We start from the raw sequence: 17,170 nt of genomic DNA on the forward strand, positions 1-17,170 counted from the left end.
ATGATCGGATTAGTATTAACAGGGCATGGGGAGTATGCTTCAGGATTAACATCATCATTAAAGTTAATCGCAGGAGATCAGCTTGAACAGTATGAGTATATAGATTTTAAAAAAGAAGATGACGTGGATACTTTAGAAAGGAACATAAAAACCGCTTTTGATCGCTTGGAAAATTGTGATGGAATTCTTGTATGTTGTGATTTAATTGGTGGTAGTCCATTTAAAAGTGCAGTTACATTGGGAATGGAAAAAGAAAATGTGAAAGTAGTAGCAGGAACAAATTTGCCAATGCTTTTAGAAGTGAATACAATGCGCTTTGCGCATGATGATGTAGCAACACTGGCTCATCAAATTGCAGAAGTTGGAAAACAGATGATAATGGTATATGAGTACGAAGAGGTATCGGATACGGAAGGAAGTGATGGTATCTAAAATGAAAAAGGGATATTTGTATTTGTTTATCACTGCTTTTTGTTGGAGTACAGCAGGTACATTTATTCGCTTTAATTCACAATCAGGCTTATTGATTGCTTGTATTGGCTCAGTAGTAGCATTATTTTTTAATCTATGTTTTTATCGTAAACAATGGAAGTTCAATTCCACTATCTTAGCAGTAGCAATTTTTCAGGTAATCTGTGGTATTACGTTTATCTATGCAAATCAATTAACGAGTGTTGGAAATGCAATTGTTTTACAGTATACATCGATGATTTTTGTACTAATCTTTGAAAGCGTTGATAAACGCAGATTACCAATGTTAAGGCAATTGGTTATCATTGCAATTGTAATATTTGGAATGGTATTGTTCTTTTTAGATAGCATCAGTGTGAAGGGGATGATTGGGAATGCTTTAGCAATCATCTCTGGTGCTTTTTTTGGATTGCAATTTTATATCAATACCAAACCATTAGCAGATGCATATAGTTCAACCAATATCAGTTACTGTCTAACGATGCTTTTTTTGGTTTTTATTTTTCATGATCTTTTTAAAGTTCGTTCATTAGAATGGGGAGCTATGCTTGCCAGTGGCGTTTTTCAAACGGCACTTGGAGGGATTTTCTTTGCGAAAGGGATTAAAGAAGTATCTGCATTTACAGCAAATGTAATTTGTATGTCAGAAATCATTTTGGCACCTTTATGGACATTTATACTGTTTCATGAAACCATTAGCATCGTTTCACTTTTTGGTGCATTTATTATTGTGTTGGGTATTTTGGCGAATATTTATATTGAATTTCACCAGAGCACAGACTAGTCTTACAAGAATCTGCTTGTTATCAACTAGGCTGCTTATGAGAAATGTGTTATAATTTTAATACATATTAGTTTATACTATCAGAATATTTATAATATAACAGAAACATATAAATGGTTGTATAGATTTTAAGCTTTGAATGTGAAGACAAACTTGTTCATATGGTTTTTTTATATATAAAGGTATTAGAATTATAAGGGAAAACATGAAAAAAACGAGTGATATTTATTAGTGAGGGAAATATCATTGTTTAGTAAGCATTTTAGATTTATGAAATAAGAAAAATTATATATTTCTTCGAAAGGATGAAATAGTAAAGGAGAAGGCTACATGGGTGATTATGTAACGGACAAAAGATATAAACATTTAAATAGAAATTCGGCATTGCCTTTATATTATCAATTGAAAGAACATATCAAAGAAGCGATTGTAAAAGGGCAATATAAGGCAAATGATAAATTGCCAACGGAAGAAGAACTATGTAAGGAATTTTCTATATCTCGTCCAGTTGTTCGTCAAGCATATGATGAATTAATCAAAGAAGGATTGGTAGGAAGACACAAGGGAAGAGGAACATTTGTAAAGAAAACGGCAGATAAACACTCTTTATTTAAAGACTTTATTGGCTTTTCATTTGAAGAAAATGTGAGGGATTTAGAAAAAGAATCTAAAATAGTAAAAGTAGAAAAAATTACTGATCCGTTGATTGCTATGCGGATGGAAATTCCTAAAGATAGTGAACTTTTGCATATTATTCGTATTGTTCATGATCTTGAATATCCAGTATCGATGATTGAATCGTATTTGCCAGTTGATTATTTTATTAATATCGAAAAATATATGTTGATTTCAATAGATAAAACAATTATTGAATTAATTGAAAGCTTGTATGGAATTCATATTGATAAAGCAATTAGATCGCTTACAGCAATGAAGATTTCAAAAGAGAGAGCAGACTTTCTTCATGGAAATATCGATGATTTGGTATATGAAATAGAAACCCAATATGTTGATGTATTTGAACGTAATGTGATTTTGGAATATGTTACTTATTTAGTGAGTAAAATGAATATTAATATTGAAGTAAATCGAAAGCAGTCATTATAAAACATGAATTGAAATTTTAGCTATACCACAAGGTATGGCTTTTTTTGTTATAATAGAAAGAGATAGATATAGGTATATATTAAAAATATTTTTTAAATGTTGTATATTTCACAAATTATTAACATTATTGAGATATTTCATTTTAGTAAAATTTAATTGTTATGAAATAAAAGATGGATTATATAGAACAGGGAAGGGTTTCATTTTGTATATCATCCAATTGTGATTATTCCAAGAAAGGAATTATATATGTTAAAACTTACTAATATTCGCAAATCATATAAAACTTATAATTTTACTCAAGTTGCATTGAATGATGTTTCAATTTTGTTTCGAGATAATGAGTTTGCAGCAATACTGGGTTCTTCAGGGTCTGGGAAAACGACAATGTTAAATATTATTGGAGGACTTGATCGTTATGATTCTGGTGATCTTGAAATTGATGGAATATCAACCAAAAAGTATACATCATCTGATTGGGATGCTTATCGTAATAATCGAATTGGATTTGTATTTCAAAGTTACAATTTAATTCCTCATCAAACAATATTGTCAAATGTTGAATTAGCGCTTACGTTAAGTGGCGTATCAAAAGCAGAGCGTAGAAAAAAAGCAAAAGCTGCACTGGAAGAAGTAGGACTTTTGGATCATATAAGAAAACTGCCAAGCCAGCTTTCTGGAGGGCAAATGCAGCGTGTTGCGATAGCACGTGCATTAATTAATGATCCAGAGATATTGCTTGCAGATGAGCCTACTGGAGCATTGGATACCAAAACAAGTGAACAGGTAATGGAACTGTTAACAAGAATTGCCAAGAACCGTTTAGTTATTATGGTTACACATAATCCTGCATTGGCTGATAAGTATGCTAATCGAATTATTCAATTGAAAGATGGAGAAATCATAGACGATACAAATCCATTGTCTTTGCATGAAGAAATGGCTGTAACAAAGAAGGCACCACGTAAAGTTAGTATGTCTTTTCTTACTGCCATTTCATTATCACTTAGTAATATGATGACCAAAAAGGGAAGAACGTTCATTACGTCTTTAGCTGGATCGATTGGGATTATCGGAATTGCTGCAATTTTGGCTTTGGCTAGTGGAATAAATGCATATATTGCCAATATCGAAGAAGAGACGATGAGTGTCTACCCGCTTACCATTCAAGCTTCTGGTATTGATATAACGAGTATGCTGGGAGATCCTGAAAATATGACTACCAAAGGTAGTAGTAAAAATGAGGATAGTGATGTAGGGGTACGTAATATTTTTGAAACGATGTTTAGTTATCAAAATCAAAACGATTTAACTTCTTTAAAAGCCTATATTGAGAAAAACAATGATAAAATTGATCCGTATGTTAAAAATATTCAGTATAAATATGATATTATTCCGCAAATATACTTAACAGATACTAGCAAGGGAATTTATCAAGTGAGTCCAGACGCTATATTGAAGAGTTATGGTATAGGTTCTAGTACAGGGATGAGTGCAATTATGGGGAACAGTTCTATGATGGGAATGAATAATTTTCATGAATTACCTGGAGATAGCACAATGTTTGAGAATCAATATGATATCAAGGCAGGACGATGGCCCAAAAAGTATGATGAAACAGTATTGGTTTTAACATCAAACGGGAATGTATCAGATTATGTACTATATTCTTTGGGGTTGAAAGATCGAGATGAGCTAAAAAAGATGTTAGATACTTTTGTAAATGAACCAGGAAAAAGCGTCAATATAAAAGCAGATGATAATAATATTACCTTTAACAAATTAATGAATTCTAAGCTTACGGTGATTCATCCATCTGATAAATATGTGTATGATGAAAAATATAAGGTATGGATAGATAAATCAGATAATGATACACATATGAAGCAAACGATTGAACAAGGGGTAGATTTAAAGATTGTAGGTGTTGTACAAGCGGATCCAGATGCTACTGCTACCTCATTGGCTTCAGGTATCAACTATACACCAGAGTTAACACAATATTTAATTACAACATCTGCTGATACGAAAATTGTAAAAGAGCAATTAAACAAACCAACGATGAACATTTTCACAGGAAAATCATTTGTTGAAGAAAAGAATGAAAGCAACTCACAATTTGACTTTAAAGAGTTATTCACAATTGATGAGGATGCAATACGTAATGCTTTTCATATTGATACATCACAATTGAATGTGGATATGTCTTCTTTTGATATCAATATGAATGATATAACTCTTCCTGAAATGAATTTAGGAAATTTAAACCAAGAGATTGCGGGTCAAATCAATATCCCTGCAGATAAGTTAAATGCAATCATGGAAAATGTATTAAGAGACTTTGTTCAAGAACAAATACGAGATGGAGTAAGTGATCCAGAAGTAGTTATTCAAAATCTAATTGCATATTTAAATAGAGATGATGTACAAGCAAACATCAATAGACAGCTTGCGGAAGCAATTGATACTAGTCAACTTAGTGATCAACTCAGTAAAGTAATTCAAGAGTATATGACAAATGCAATGCAGACATATGTTACACAAATGATGACTACTTTACAAAATCAGATTCAAAATCAAATTCAAAGTGCTCTTGAACAGTTTCCTCAACAGATGCAAAATGCAATGTCGATTGATCAAGAAGCCTTTGCAGCAGCATTTAAATTGAATATTAGTGAAGATGATATCCTGGATTTGATGACGACGATGTTAAGCCCGAATGAAACAACGTTAGAGAGCAATTTATCAACGTTAGGATATGCGGATATAAAAACACCAAATCAAATTAATATATATCCTAAAGATTTTACATCAAAAGAAAATGTAATTCATTTCTTACAAGATTATAATCATAAAATGGAAAAAGCTGGAAATGATGATAAAGTTGTTCGCTATAGTGATATTGTAGGGACAATGATGTCTTCTGTAACAGATATTGTGGATACGATTAGCTATACATTGGTTGCTTTTGTAGCGATTTCTTTAATTGTATCTTCCATTATGATTGGAGTAATTACTTATATATCTGTACTGGAAAGAAAAAAAGAAATTGGGATTCTTCGAGCGATTGGAGCCAGCAAACGAGATATTCGTTGGGTATTTAATGCAGAGACACTAATTATTGGTTTTATTGCTGGAATGATTGGTATCGTAGTAACATATTTATTAAGTATCGTTGCTAATATTATCGTTTATAATGAATTGGGAATTGCAAATATTGCACAATTGCCACCAACTGCAGCAGCGATATTAGTCTTAATTAGTATGGCATTAGCTTTTATTTCTGGATTATTCCCATCTTCAGCAGCAGCACGCAAAGACCCTGTAGAAGCACTTAGAAGTGAATAGAAATTAAAAAGCTATACATTTTAATGATGTGTAGCTTTTTGAGTTAAGCCTTCAATGGTAAAAGTTCTTTACTTTTAAAGGATATATGATAAGTTGTAATTATAAATATTTTTCTTATATTCAGTATGATGATTGTAATTGATTATATGAAATGTTTTAAAAGATTATAATAATAAGTAAAGGGAGTAAGTTGAAAGTGATGAGTAATTATACAAATTCGGATTTTTCTGAGGCATTATTAGAAGTACTTTCGATTATAAATAAATGTGAAAAGATGCATGGTAAATTTGAAGTTGGATCTTCCCAATATACATTGCTTACGAATAGAATAAAAGCAATGTATATTGCGAAAATGCTGTTAACTCACAAATTAGATGATGATTTAAATCTGGGAAAAGATATTAACGAATATAGTAAAAAAGAGTTAAGTGCATCATTGGAACCAATATCTTCAATTCTTAGAAAATGTGAAAAGGCACAGCGAAAATATGAAGAGGGTACAACAAATTATAATCGGTTTGTAAAGCAGATAAAAACTATGTACATTGTAAAGATGCTTGTTGAAGAAGCGTTGGAGAAATAAAAAGGAGGAATATATATGACACCAAAAGAGATATTATTAAAATGGGTAGAGGCATTTAATGCCAAAGATTATGAGGGGATTTCAAACCTATATGCAGAAAATGCAACAAACCATCAAGTAGCCAATGAACCAGTAATAGGAAAAGAAGCGATTAAAGAGATGTTTAAAAGTGAATTTACTATTGAAGAGATGGTTTGTATTGTTGAAAATATATTTGAAGATAGAGAATGGGCAATTTTAGAATGGAAAGATCCATTGGGCTTAAGAGGTTGTGGTTTTTTTCATATTGTAAATGATAAGATTATTTTTCAAAGAGGATATTGGGATAAGTTATCATTTTTAAAACAACATAACTTACCAATTGAATAATAGAAACAGAAAGGGTAGATGGAGAAAGCATGGGAAAATATATATTATCTTTGGATTTAGGGACTACTTCCATTCGGGCGGTATTATTTGATAAACATAGTAATATCTGTGCTATGGAACAAAAGGAATTTACGCAATATTTTGAACATCCAGGATGGGTAGAACAAGATGCCGAAGAAATATGGCAGACTTTGCAAATCCTTCTTGCAGGCTTGCTTGTAAATCAAAAAATTGATTTTGATGAAGTTGAAGCAATAGGGATTACGAATCAAAGAGAAACAACAATTATCTGGGATAAACAAACAGGACTACCAATCTATCGGGCAATTGTATGGCAGTCAACGCAGACAAATGAAATCTGTGAAGCTTTAATTGAACAAGGGCATACGGAATTTATAAAGCATAAAACAGGATTACCAATTAACTCTTATTTTTCGGCAACTAAAATTCGGTGGATATTAGATCGTGTTCCAGAAGCCCAAAAACGTGCTGAGGCTGGTGATTTGTTGTTTGGTACAGTGGATAGTTGGATTTTGTGGAAGTTGAGTAATGGCGTTCATGCAACAGATTATTCTAATGCTTCACGAACGATGCTATATAATATATTTTCATTAGAATGGGATGGTGAAATATTATCGCTCTTGAATATTCCAAGAAAACTATTACCAGAAGTAAAAGATTCATCTGGTTATTTTGCAACAACATCAAAAACACAATTTTTTAATTATGAAATTCCAATTATGGCTATAGCTGGAGACCAACAAGCTTCTTTGTTTGGCCATGGATGCTATGAACCTGGAATTGTTAAAAATACCTATGGAACAGGTTGTTTCATGTTAATGAATACATTGGATAAGCCAATTATTTCTAAAAATGGACTTTTAACAACAATTGCTTGGGGAATTGATGGTTCTATTGAGTATGCGATTGAAGGTTCGATTTTTGTTGCAGGTAGTGCAGTACAGTGGCTTAGAGATAGCTTGAAATTAATTGATACTGCTGCAGAAAGCGAGCAGCAAGCTTTATCACTTAATGATAATCAAGGAGTATATCTAGTTCCAGCATTTGTGGGGTTAGGTTCACCATATTGGGATAGTGAAGCGAAAGGTTCTATTTTTGGACTTACAAGAGGGAGTGGAAGGGAAGCGATTGTTCGTGCAACTTTGGAATCCATCTGCTATCAAACTAAAGATGTTTTAGATGTCATGGTCGAAGAATGCAATTGTGATTTGAAGATGCTGAGAGTTGATGGTGGTGCGGTTGAGAATGCATTTTTAATGCAATTTCAAGCAGATATTTTAGGCGTTGAAATTGATGTAGCACATGTAAGTGAAACAACCGCTTTAGGAGTTGCTTATCTTGCAGGACTGAGTTCAGGATTCTGGACGACAAAAACGGAAATTCTTCAATACCGTCAAATAAAGAAGCATTATAGTGCGAAGATGAGCAAAGAAAAACAAAATCAATACTATGAAAAATGGAAAAAAGCAGTGGCAGCAACAAAAATGTTTAAATAAATAGAGAATGTAGGTATTTTGATTTCGTAAAAGATATTTGTAGAATATAACAAGTTGTGATAAACTTGTATTATAACAATACAAGTTTGATGTTATTTTAATACAGGTGATATTTACTAGGAGGAATTATGAGTCAAAAACCAACTACTACACCTTTATATTTACAAGTATATAAAGAGTTGTTGAAAAGAATTGAAAATGGTATTTATGAAGTGAATGATATGCTTCCTTCAGAAGCGGAGCTTCAAAAAGAATTTAGCGTCAGCAGAATTACGATTCGAAGATCCTTGCAGGATTTAGAACTTGCTGGTTATATAAAGATATCGAGAGGAAAAGGAGCTCATGTATTGCCACATCGTCAATATACAAATCTTGTTGGAGCATCTAGTTTCTCACAAGAAGCAGTAAAATCAGGTGAGCGACCTTCATCCATTATTTTGGATTTCCATGAGATGAAAGCAAGTGGTATTATATGTGAGTACTTGCAAGTGAATGAAGGTGATGATATCTATTATTTGAAGCGTTTACGGCTGAAAAATGGACGTATTATTGGAATGAATGAAACATACATATCAAAGAAATTTGGACTTATAATCAGCGATCAGGATTTGGATGAGAAGACATCTATATATGCACTATATGAAAAGCATGGAGAATCAATTGAACGTGCCGTTGAAACCATTGAAGCACAAATGCCATCTTCAAGTATGCGCAATGAATTGTATATGAGCGAGGGTGAACCAGTCTTTCGAAGAGAGCGGATAACGTATGGAAGTAATAATCTAGCTTTAGAGTTTTCAATCAATACGTATAAAGCAAATGAATATAAATATGTAATACAATTAAAAAAAGGGTAACAGGAAAACTGTTACTCTTTTAGTTGACATACATATTATAATAAGTTAAGATATGAATATAACATGTTATAACAAGATAGAGTAGGAGGTATCGAATGAAGATATATGATATTCATTCCCATTTGGGAAAAACAAGTTCTGGAGATGAAAATACGCCAACGCAATTGGTGGAGGATCTGGCAAAGTTTGGTGTAAGTAAAGTAGGAATCAGTTGTCTTTCTGGAATATCTACAAAGGAACAAAACAACTTGATTGCTCGAGCAATGAAAGCATATCCAGAGCAGATTGTAGGTTATGGTTTTATTAATCCAAAAGCCCCAGATGCATTACATGAAGTAGATGTATGTTTAAGTGAATATAAGATGAGTGCAATTAAATTTCACTCGTGGAAACATGGATATTATCCTGATAATACACCCGCTCTAGATGCTATATTAGATAAAATTGAGAGTTATGGAGTACATGTCCAAACGCATGTGGGAACGGCGCCAATTAGCAATCCATATGTATGGGCAGAATATGCAAAAAAACATCCTAATTTACGCTTTGTTTTCACCCATATTGGATATTACGAATTTGGGCATTCAACACTGATGGCAATTAAGGATTGTCCAAATGTTTGGGTAGAAACATCCGGACAAATGGATGCACAGGTACTTAAAGATGCAATTAATATATTAGGATCAAAACGAATTTGCTTTGGTACGGATTGGCCATATAAACCAATTAATATTGAAATTAGTAAATTTGAGGAACTGGAATTGAATGAGGAGCAAAAAGCAGATATCTTTTATCGAAATGCTGAAAAGCTCTGGGAGAGAAAGAATGATTAACATATTGATAACAACACATGGAGAGCTGGCAAAAGGAATTGTAAATTCAGCGAAAATGATTATTGGGAAATTTGAGAATGTGGAATATCTTGTCTTTGATGAAACAATGGGTATTTCAATATATGAAGAGAAACTTGCTCAAATTCTAATGAATGTAGATGAAGAGAGACAATGGTTGATTTTTACGGATATTCTTGGGGGAACCCCATTTAATACAGTGAGTAAATTTTCCTTTAACAATGATAATATTGCTGTTTTTTATGGAATAAATTTACCTTTATTAATGGAAGCAATTCTAACAAAAGAAGGAAAAAAAGTTCAAGAAATGGCACAGTCACTTATTAAAACACTACCTGATACAGCGGGTTTAAGTACTATTTAGGAGGTATAAAAAATGAATATTAAAGTATTTAGAATTGATGATCGATTGATTCACGGACAAATTGTTACTGCGTGGATTGCACAAGCAGAAGCAAAGCAGATTGTAGTAATTGATGATCTTGCAGCAAAAGATACGCTTCAACAATCACTATTACAAATGGCGACGCCTAAAAATATTAATTTAAAAATTTTGAATGTTGCAGATGGAATTGCTTTTTTGAAGAGTGATGAAGGAAATGATAATACCTTACTATTAGTACGTGGACCTAAACAAGCACTTATGATTATTGATGAGTGTACAGGTGTAGAAAGTATTAATGTAGGAAATATCAATATGAAAAAAGGTAAGAAAAAAATCTTAGACAATGTTTGGGTCGATGAAGATGAAGTAAAAGATTTAAAAGAATTGGGTACAAAAGTAGAAGTGGAAGTACGTGCTGTACCTAATGATCATAAGCAAAATTTAATTGATTTATTATAAAAAAAGGAGACTAATATGAGTTTATTTATTCAAGCACTACTTGTGGCTGCAGTAGTTACAATTGCTTTTATTGATGCACACACATTTCAAACACATATATTTAGACCAATCGTAATTGGACCTGTTGTTGGGGCAATTATGGGAGATTTTGACACTGGATGTCAGGTTGGGGTGACGGTGGAATTAATGTTCTTAGCTGTTATTTTCGTAGGAACAGCAGTACCTCCTAATCCAACGATTAGTACAGCGATTGCAACAGCTGTAGCGATTTTGGGAGGCGGAGGAACAGATTTAGCTGTTGCTACTGCTTTGCCGGTATCATTTATTGGACAGATTGCAGAGACGGTACAAAATTCGGTTATTAATGTTTGGTTTATGCATCGTGCAGAACATGCAATAGAGAAGTTAAATACAAAGGGATTAGTTTTAAATAATACAATTTTACCAATGGCAATGAATGCACTACTTTATGGAGTACCAACATTCTTAGCTGTATATTATGGAGCAGATTTTGTTGCTTCGATAATTAGCGCAATACCTGATGAAATTATTACTGGATTATCAGTAGGTGGTAATATGGTTGGAGCTGTTGGATTTGCATTATTACTTAGTTCAATTAAAAGTAGAACGATGTGGCCATTCTTATTTCTAGGATTTTTCTTTGCATCGTATTTAGCAATTAATATGATTGGAATAGCATTGTTAGCAGTCGTATTCTCTGCCTTGTATTATTACTTTAAATTAGCAGATGAAGGTAAGGAGTAATTAGAGATGGAAGCAAAAAAATTAACAAAAAAAGATTTATGGCGTGTTTTTTGGAATCAGATGGCAATCCGAGGAACAAATAATTATGAACGTCAACAAAATGGTGGATTTACACAAGCAATGATGCCAGTGATTGAAAGGGTTTATGACAATGATGACGATAAGCGTGCAGCTTATGAGCGTCATATGGAATATTTCCTTACACAAGATATGGTATCTGCAATTCCAGTAGGAATAGCAGCTGCAATGGAAGAAATGCATGCAAATGATCCAGAGATGGATCCTAGTTCAATCAACGCAGTGAAAACAGCATTGATGGGACCACTTGCTGGATTAGGTGATTCTTTGTTGAATGGAACGGCAAGACCAATTTTAGCTAGTTTAGCAATTTCATTAGTACAAGCAGGCCTAGGTTGGGCTGGTCCAATTCTCTTTGTTGTTGGAATGAGTATTGTATCGATTGGAATACGTTATCTTGGTGTTTTTCAAGGATATAAGCAAGGAGTTAAATTAGTAGAAAAAATTAATTCAAGTGGACTTATTACAAAAATAACAGATATCGCAGCAATCGCTGCCTATACGATTGTTGGTGGATTTATTCCAGCTCTTGTATTTATTAATATTCCAATTGAAATTGCTTCAGGGGATACAGTAATCAATATTCAAGAAACACTTGATGGACTTATGCCAGGAGTACTTGGGTTATCATATACCTTTTTGATGTATTGGTTAGTTACAAAGAAAAAAATATCAGCAGTTAAGTTGATTTTCTTAACAATGGTAGTAGCAATTGCTGGTGTATATTTAGGCATTTTAGGATAGTATTACGGAGGTGAAGATAATGAAATTTGATATTCATGCACACATTGTTAAAGATAAAAATGAGTATGCAATTGATGAATTATTAGCTGATATGACAAAGAATGACATTGAAAAAAGAGTCATCTCAACGTTTGATGGAGATACAATCAAGCAAGGAAATGAAGATGTAGCAGCTTTGGTAAGACAATATCCTGATAAATTGATTGGATGTGCATTACTAAATCCAGCGTTGCATTCGATTGAAGATGATATTGAACATGCATTATCTTTGCCTGAAATTAAAATGATTGAATTAAATTCATTTATACATGGTTATTTTCCAGATCATTGTGAAGGTGTAGAAATTTTATTTCAATACCTTGCAAAGCATTCAATGCCCATAAAAATATTTTCTGGACTTGGTGCACATGCTTTGCCACATCAGTGGGAGAGGTATGTTAAAAAGTATCCAATGATACCTTTTGTTTTTCTACATTTGGGTTGCTTTGATTATGGATATGGTTGTGTTGATATTATAAAACGAAATGCTAACGCTTATGCAGAAACGTCAAATCAATATGAGCTTCAAATTTTAAAGAAGGCGTTTTCAGAAATTGATATCAATAAAATTGTATTTGGATCTAGTTATCCTGAACGATTTACAAGGAATGGTTATGAAATCTATGATTTATTCCCTTTGTCAAAAGAAGATAGAGAGCAAATCGAAAAAGAAAATATGAAGATACTGTTAAAGGTATAACTATGTATATAAGAGTAAGGAGTTTTTATGGAAAGAAAAATAAATGCCGATGAGGTAAGAAAAATTCTTCCATCAACGGTTATTAAAGATTTTGATGATATTGTATTTCAAAAGGTTTTAGGAGCTAGTAAGCATATTAAAATGATTGGCAATATGATAGAAGCAATTTGTATTGAAGACTGTAAAGCAAATGTAAGTGCAGTAGAGTTTCATAAGCATATTCATTTGTTAGGTGATTTCTTCATTCAAACTAGGGGAGAAGCATCACAAGCGGTTACGAATGCAATTTATCTGATGTTAGATGGAATGAAAGAAAAAGTAGAAAATAGTAATATTGGTGAAATAACGAATCAAGTAATTAAACAAAAAAATTGTTATTTTATAAATGCAGAAAAGAATATGCAGCAAGTTGTAAAGTATGGGGTGGAAATTGCAGAAGCTTGTGAAAATATCATGATTTATGATTATTCGAGTACAGTAGAAGCCATTTTATGCAGTGTAGAACATCCTAAAACAATATATATTGCAGAAAGTAGAGCTATCAATGGAGGGTATCCATTTGTTCAACCTTGCTTAGATAAAGGACATAAAATAAAATTTTTTCCTGATGCAAGTGTTATGTATTATATAAAGGATTGTGACCTTGCATTTATGGGTGCTGAAACATTTTATCCTGATGGAACTGGTTTCAATACGATTGGATCGGACATGGTTGCTTTAGCGTGTCAATATTACAAAGTTCCATTATATATGGTAACACCATTCATAAAACTTGATGTTCGTCCTGTATATGGAAAAAAGAAAGAATTGGTAATCAATGATCTTCAAGAGAAATTAGGGAAGATTGCTACACCTAAAAGAAATGTGGCAGCAATTGATTATCGTACACCCGAATTGATTGGTGTATGTCCTGAACATATTTATGCTTTTATCACAGAAAAGGGAATAATTCCAAGTACCCAAATGTATGATATAAGTATGAAATATATAACAGAGTTGAGAGGCAAAAATTATGTTTAAACCAGATTGTACAGTATTTGCGATGATTCAACCAAGCCCCCTTCCTGGAAGTTATCGACATGATTCAAAAACAATTGATGAGATTGTTGAAGAAGTATTGAAAGAAACCCAGATGGTTGTGGATAATGGTTTTGATGGGGTCATCTTACAAAATATGAACGATATGCCAATTAAGCAAATTGCATCACCTGAAGCAATCGCATATATGAGTAGGATTGGCTATGAGATAAAACAAAAATATCCATCTTTAACACTTGGTGTGTTATTGAACTGGGATGGTGTTGCTAGCTTAGCAGTTGCTGATGCAATTGGTGCAGATTTTGTTCGTGTTGAACATTTGTTTACGGGAGCTAGTGTAACAAGTGCTGGTATTTTACAAGCACAGTGTGTAGAGATAGCCAATATTAGAAAACGTACCAAATCTAAAATACCTGTATATGTTGATATACAAGAAGTTCATGGAGTGGCTTTAGGTGCCAAACCAATGGAGGACGCAGCTTGGGAAGCGGTTCATGAGGCTTTTGCAGATGGATTGTTTATTTCTGGAAAGAATGTTGAAGAAAGTATCCAGATGGCCAAAGCAGTACGAACGAAACTTCCTAATACACCGATGATTTTAGGAGGTGGTGCAACAGGCGACAATATTTATGAGTTGTTGCATTATTATGATGGAGTCTCAGTAGCTACATGGATTAAGAATGGAGATATGAAAAATAACATAGACCCACAAAGAGCTGAAATATTTAATGCCGAAGCACAACGTGCGAAAGAAGACAAAAAACACCGATCATAAATGATTAGGTGTTTTTTACTGCTTTACGTAAACTATTAGCTGTATGTGTTTTACTATATTGAAGCATATCAAGTGGAGTTCCTTGAAAAACAACTTCTCCACCATTTTTTCCACCATTAGGACCAATATCAATAATCCAATCTGCCTGTTTGATTACATCAAGATTGTGTTCAATGATAATTAATGTATTTCCTTTATCAGCCAGATGATTGAATAGCTTTAATAATTTTTTTATATCTGATATATGCAATCCTGTTGTAGGTTCATCAAAGACATATACTTTGCCTTTTTTATTTAGATGTTTAGCTAGTTTTATTCGTTGTAATTCTCCACCAGATAAAGTCGAAAGAGGTTGTCCTAAGGACATATATGCAAGTCCTACATCTTTCATTGCTTGAAGTTTCGTGTTTATCTTCTTATGGTCGAAGAACATCAATGCTTCTTCAATGCTCATATTCAATACATCAACAATGTTTTTATGCTTATACGTATAAGAAAGTGCTAATTGATTATAGCGATTACCCCCACAATGTTCACAAGTGTTGATAATAGGATCCATGAATATAAGTTCAGTAATTAAAACACCCTTTCCTTGACATTTTTCACAGGCTCCAGTTGAATTGAAACTAAAATGGTCCTTTCCAACGTTACAATGGTTGGCAAACAATGTACGGATATCACTTAAAATATCTAAATAGGTAGCAGGTGTAGATTTTGTTGAAGTGGTAATTTGCGATTGATCTACGTGAATAATATCATTAGGATAAGTATTCGTAAAAACTTTGGATATTAAGGTACTTTTTCCAGATCCAGCTACACCACTAATCACATTTATAATGTGTTTAGGAATATTTACATGAACATGCTTTAAGTTGTGTTGGTTTGCGTCTTTGATAGAAAAAGATGTATTCCATTTTCGAGGGGTATGATTAATATCTGTTTCTTCAAGTAACGCTCTAGCAGTAAGTGTATCTGTAAGTAGTAGCTCTTTATAGTCTCCTTGAAAAACAATATTGCCTCCGTGTGTTCCTGCGTATTTTCCTATGTCGATAATTTCATCAGCTATGGCGATGATATCACGGTCATGTTCAACAACAATGACCGTATTTCCTTTATCACGTAAATCTTGAAGTAATAATATCATTCTTTCGACATCATGAGGATGCATGCCAACACTAGGTTCATCAAAAATATAAATCATATCTGTTAAACTACTCCCCATATAACGGACAAGTTTTAGACGTTGTGCTTCACCACCTGACAAAGATGAGGATTCTCGATTTAAATGAAGATAGGGAAGACCAATATCAATCAATCGTTTGATACCTGACTTCAAAGTGTCTAAAACAGATTGGACAGAAGCATCATGAATGGTTTCTAATACATGAATTAAATCACTTAATTCCATTTCACACATATCATTAATTGTATAGTTCATAATTTTACAATTCAAAGCAGCAGAGTTTAACCTTTTTCCCTGGCAATCAGGACAAAGATTTTGACTAATAAAAGAGTTTCCTTTATCTTTTATGGGGGTTATTAATTTACTTAAATCTCTTGTTAGATATTTCTGTGTTATTTTGTGATAGACTCCTGTGATTTTTTCGTTAACAAGTTTTTTATCATGATTTCGTCTACCATAGAGAAGCAATGATAATTCTTCATCTGAATATTGAGCAATTGGTTTATCCATGTCAAAAAGTTTTGATTCTTTATATTGTTTCCAATACCAAGTATTTGGAGCAAAAGTAGATTCTTTTATACAACCTTGGTTAAGTGATTTATCAAAATCAACGAGTTTATTGATATCAACAGTCTTGGTTATTCCTATTCCTGAGCAGGTAGGGCACATACCGTTTGGATCATTGAAAGAAAAGTGTGATGCGCTACCAACAAAAGGTTTTCCAATTCTTGAATAGAGTAATCGTAAGCTGGTATACAAATCACTAATAGTTCCTACAGTGGAACGAATATTACCTCCTAGTGGTGTTTGATCAATGATGATGGAAGCACTTAAGTTTTCAATTTTATCAACATCTGGTCTTGGATATTTTGGCATTCTACCACGGATGAATGCAGGATAAGTATCTTTCATTTGTCGTTGTGATTCAGCTGCAATGGTATCAAAAACAATACTGGATTTACCAGAACCTGAAACACCTGTAAAGACAATTAATTTGTGTTTGGGTATCTGCAATGATACGTTTTTTAAATTATTTTGTTTTAATCCTTGAATGATAATGTTATTGTTCATATTACACTCCTCCATACCGTTTATTCTATAGGAAGGTAGATAGAAA

17 protein-coding genes are annotated in these 17,170 nt (G+C 32.9%); 16 read left to right on the forward strand and 1 reads right to left on the reverse strand.

Annotated elements, in window-relative coordinates; genetic code table 11:
• The 16 genes from M2475_RS06165 to M2475_RS06240 all read left to right on the forward strand — a co-directional run bounded on the left by M2475_RS06165 (nucleotide 1) and on the right by M2475_RS06240 (nucleotide 14,870).
• Complete coding sequence (locus M2475_RS06165; RefSeq protein ID WP_277490283.1) at nucleotides 1-432, forward strand: PTS sugar transporter subunit IIA; 432 nt, start codon at nucleotides 1-3, stop codon at nucleotides 430-432.
• The gene (locus tag M2475_RS06170) at nucleotides 422-1,255 is read left to right on the forward strand and encodes a DMT family transporter (protein WP_277490284.1); all 834 of its coding nucleotides are present in this window, start codon (nucleotides 422-424) and stop codon (nucleotides 1,253-1,255) included. The genes M2475_RS06165 and M2475_RS06170 overlap by 11 nt, the downstream gene beginning before the upstream one ends.
• Before the next feature lie 330 nt (nucleotides 1,256-1,585).
• Nucleotides 1,586-2,362 carry a GntR family transcriptional regulator gene (locus tag M2475_RS06175; protein WP_277490285.1) on the forward strand — a complete coding sequence of 259 codons (777 nt, stop codon included), beginning with the start codon at nucleotides 1,586-1,588 and terminating at the stop codon, nucleotides 2,360-2,362.
• A 249-nt stretch (nucleotides 2,363-2,611) separates the two neighbouring features.
• Entirely contained in the window at nucleotides 2,612-5,710 is a 3,099-nt protein-coding gene (locus tag M2475_RS06180) for an ABC transporter ATP-binding protein/permease (protein ID WP_277490286.1), read from the forward strand.
• 199 nt (nucleotides 5,711-5,909) lie between these two features.
• Nucleotides 5,910-6,293, forward strand: coding sequence for a hypothetical protein (locus M2475_RS06185; RefSeq protein ID WP_277490287.1), 384 nt, complete (start codon nucleotides 5,910-5,912; stop codon nucleotides 6,291-6,293).
• Nucleotides 6,294-6,308: 15 nt separating this feature from the next.
• A complete protein-coding gene (locus M2475_RS06190) occupies nucleotides 6,309-6,662 on the forward strand; it encodes a nuclear transport factor 2 family protein (RefSeq protein WP_277490288.1) in 354 nt (117 codons plus the stop codon).
• A 29-nt stretch (nucleotides 6,663-6,691) separates the two neighbouring features.
• A complete protein-coding gene (gene glpK, locus M2475_RS06195) occupies nucleotides 6,692-8,179 on the forward strand; it encodes a glycerol kinase GlpK (protein WP_277490290.1) in 1,488 nt (495 codons plus the stop codon).
• Between the two features lie 128 nt (nucleotides 8,180-8,307).
• Nucleotides 8,308-9,036: a GntR family transcriptional regulator gene (locus tag M2475_RS06200; protein ID WP_277490291.1), complete on the forward strand. Its 729-nt coding sequence runs from the start codon at nucleotides 8,308-8,310 to the stop codon at nucleotides 9,034-9,036.
• 95 nt (nucleotides 9,037-9,131) lie between these two features.
• On the forward strand, nucleotides 9,132-9,869 hold the full coding sequence (locus M2475_RS06205; RefSeq protein ID WP_277490292.1) for an amidohydrolase family protein: 738 nt from the start codon (nucleotides 9,132-9,134) through the stop codon (nucleotides 9,867-9,869).
• Nucleotides 9,862-10,251, forward strand: coding sequence for a hypothetical protein (locus M2475_RS06210; RefSeq protein ID WP_277490293.1), 390 nt, complete (start codon nucleotides 9,862-9,864; stop codon nucleotides 10,249-10,251). The genes M2475_RS06205 and M2475_RS06210 overlap by 8 nt, the downstream gene beginning before the upstream one ends.
• A 12-nt stretch (nucleotides 10,252-10,263) precedes the next feature.
• Nucleotides 10,264-10,731, forward strand: coding sequence for a PTS sugar transporter subunit IIB (locus tag M2475_RS06215; RefSeq protein WP_277490294.1), 468 nt, complete (start codon nucleotides 10,264-10,266; stop codon nucleotides 10,729-10,731).
• 15 nt (nucleotides 10,732-10,746) lie between these two features.
• On the forward strand, nucleotides 10,747-11,496 hold the full coding sequence (locus M2475_RS06220; RefSeq protein WP_277490295.1) for a PTS sugar transporter subunit IIC: 750 nt from the start codon (nucleotides 10,747-10,749) through the stop codon (nucleotides 11,494-11,496).
• Between the two features lie 6 nt (nucleotides 11,497-11,502).
• Nucleotides 11,503-12,318: a PTS system mannose/fructose/sorbose family transporter subunit IID gene (locus tag M2475_RS06225; RefSeq protein WP_277490296.1), complete on the forward strand. Its 816-nt coding sequence runs from the start codon at nucleotides 11,503-11,505 to the stop codon at nucleotides 12,316-12,318.
• Nucleotides 12,319-12,337: 19 nt separating this feature from the next.
• On the forward strand, nucleotides 12,338-13,057 hold the full coding sequence (locus M2475_RS06230; protein WP_277490297.1) for an amidohydrolase family protein: 720 nt from the start codon (nucleotides 12,338-12,340) through the stop codon (nucleotides 13,055-13,057).
• 27 nt (nucleotides 13,058-13,084) lie between these two features.
• Nucleotides 13,085-14,077, forward strand: a complete 993-nt coding sequence (locus tag M2475_RS06235) for a hypothetical protein (protein WP_277490298.1) — start codon at nucleotides 13,085-13,087, stop codon at nucleotides 14,075-14,077.
• Entirely contained in the window at nucleotides 14,070-14,870 is an 801-nt protein-coding gene (locus tag M2475_RS06240) for a BtpA/SgcQ family protein (protein WP_277490299.1), read from the forward strand. Before M2475_RS06235 ends, M2475_RS06240 begins: the two co-directional genes overlap by 8 nt.
• 4 nt (nucleotides 14,871-14,874) lie before the next feature.
• Here the strand turns inward: M2475_RS06240 and M2475_RS06245 are convergent, their stop codons facing one another.
• Nucleotides 14,875-17,124 carry an excinuclease ABC subunit UvrA gene (locus M2475_RS06245; protein ID WP_277490301.1) on the reverse strand — a complete coding sequence of 750 codons (2,250 nt, stop codon included), beginning with the start codon at nucleotides 17,122-17,124 and terminating at the stop codon, nucleotides 14,875-14,877.
• Nucleotides 17,125-17,170: the final 46 nt, after the last annotated feature.

This window comes from Breznakia sp. PF5-3, assembly GCF_029504745.1.
Classification (GTDB): Bacteria; Bacillota_I; Bacilli_A; order Erysipelotrichales; family Erysipelotrichaceae; genus Breznakia.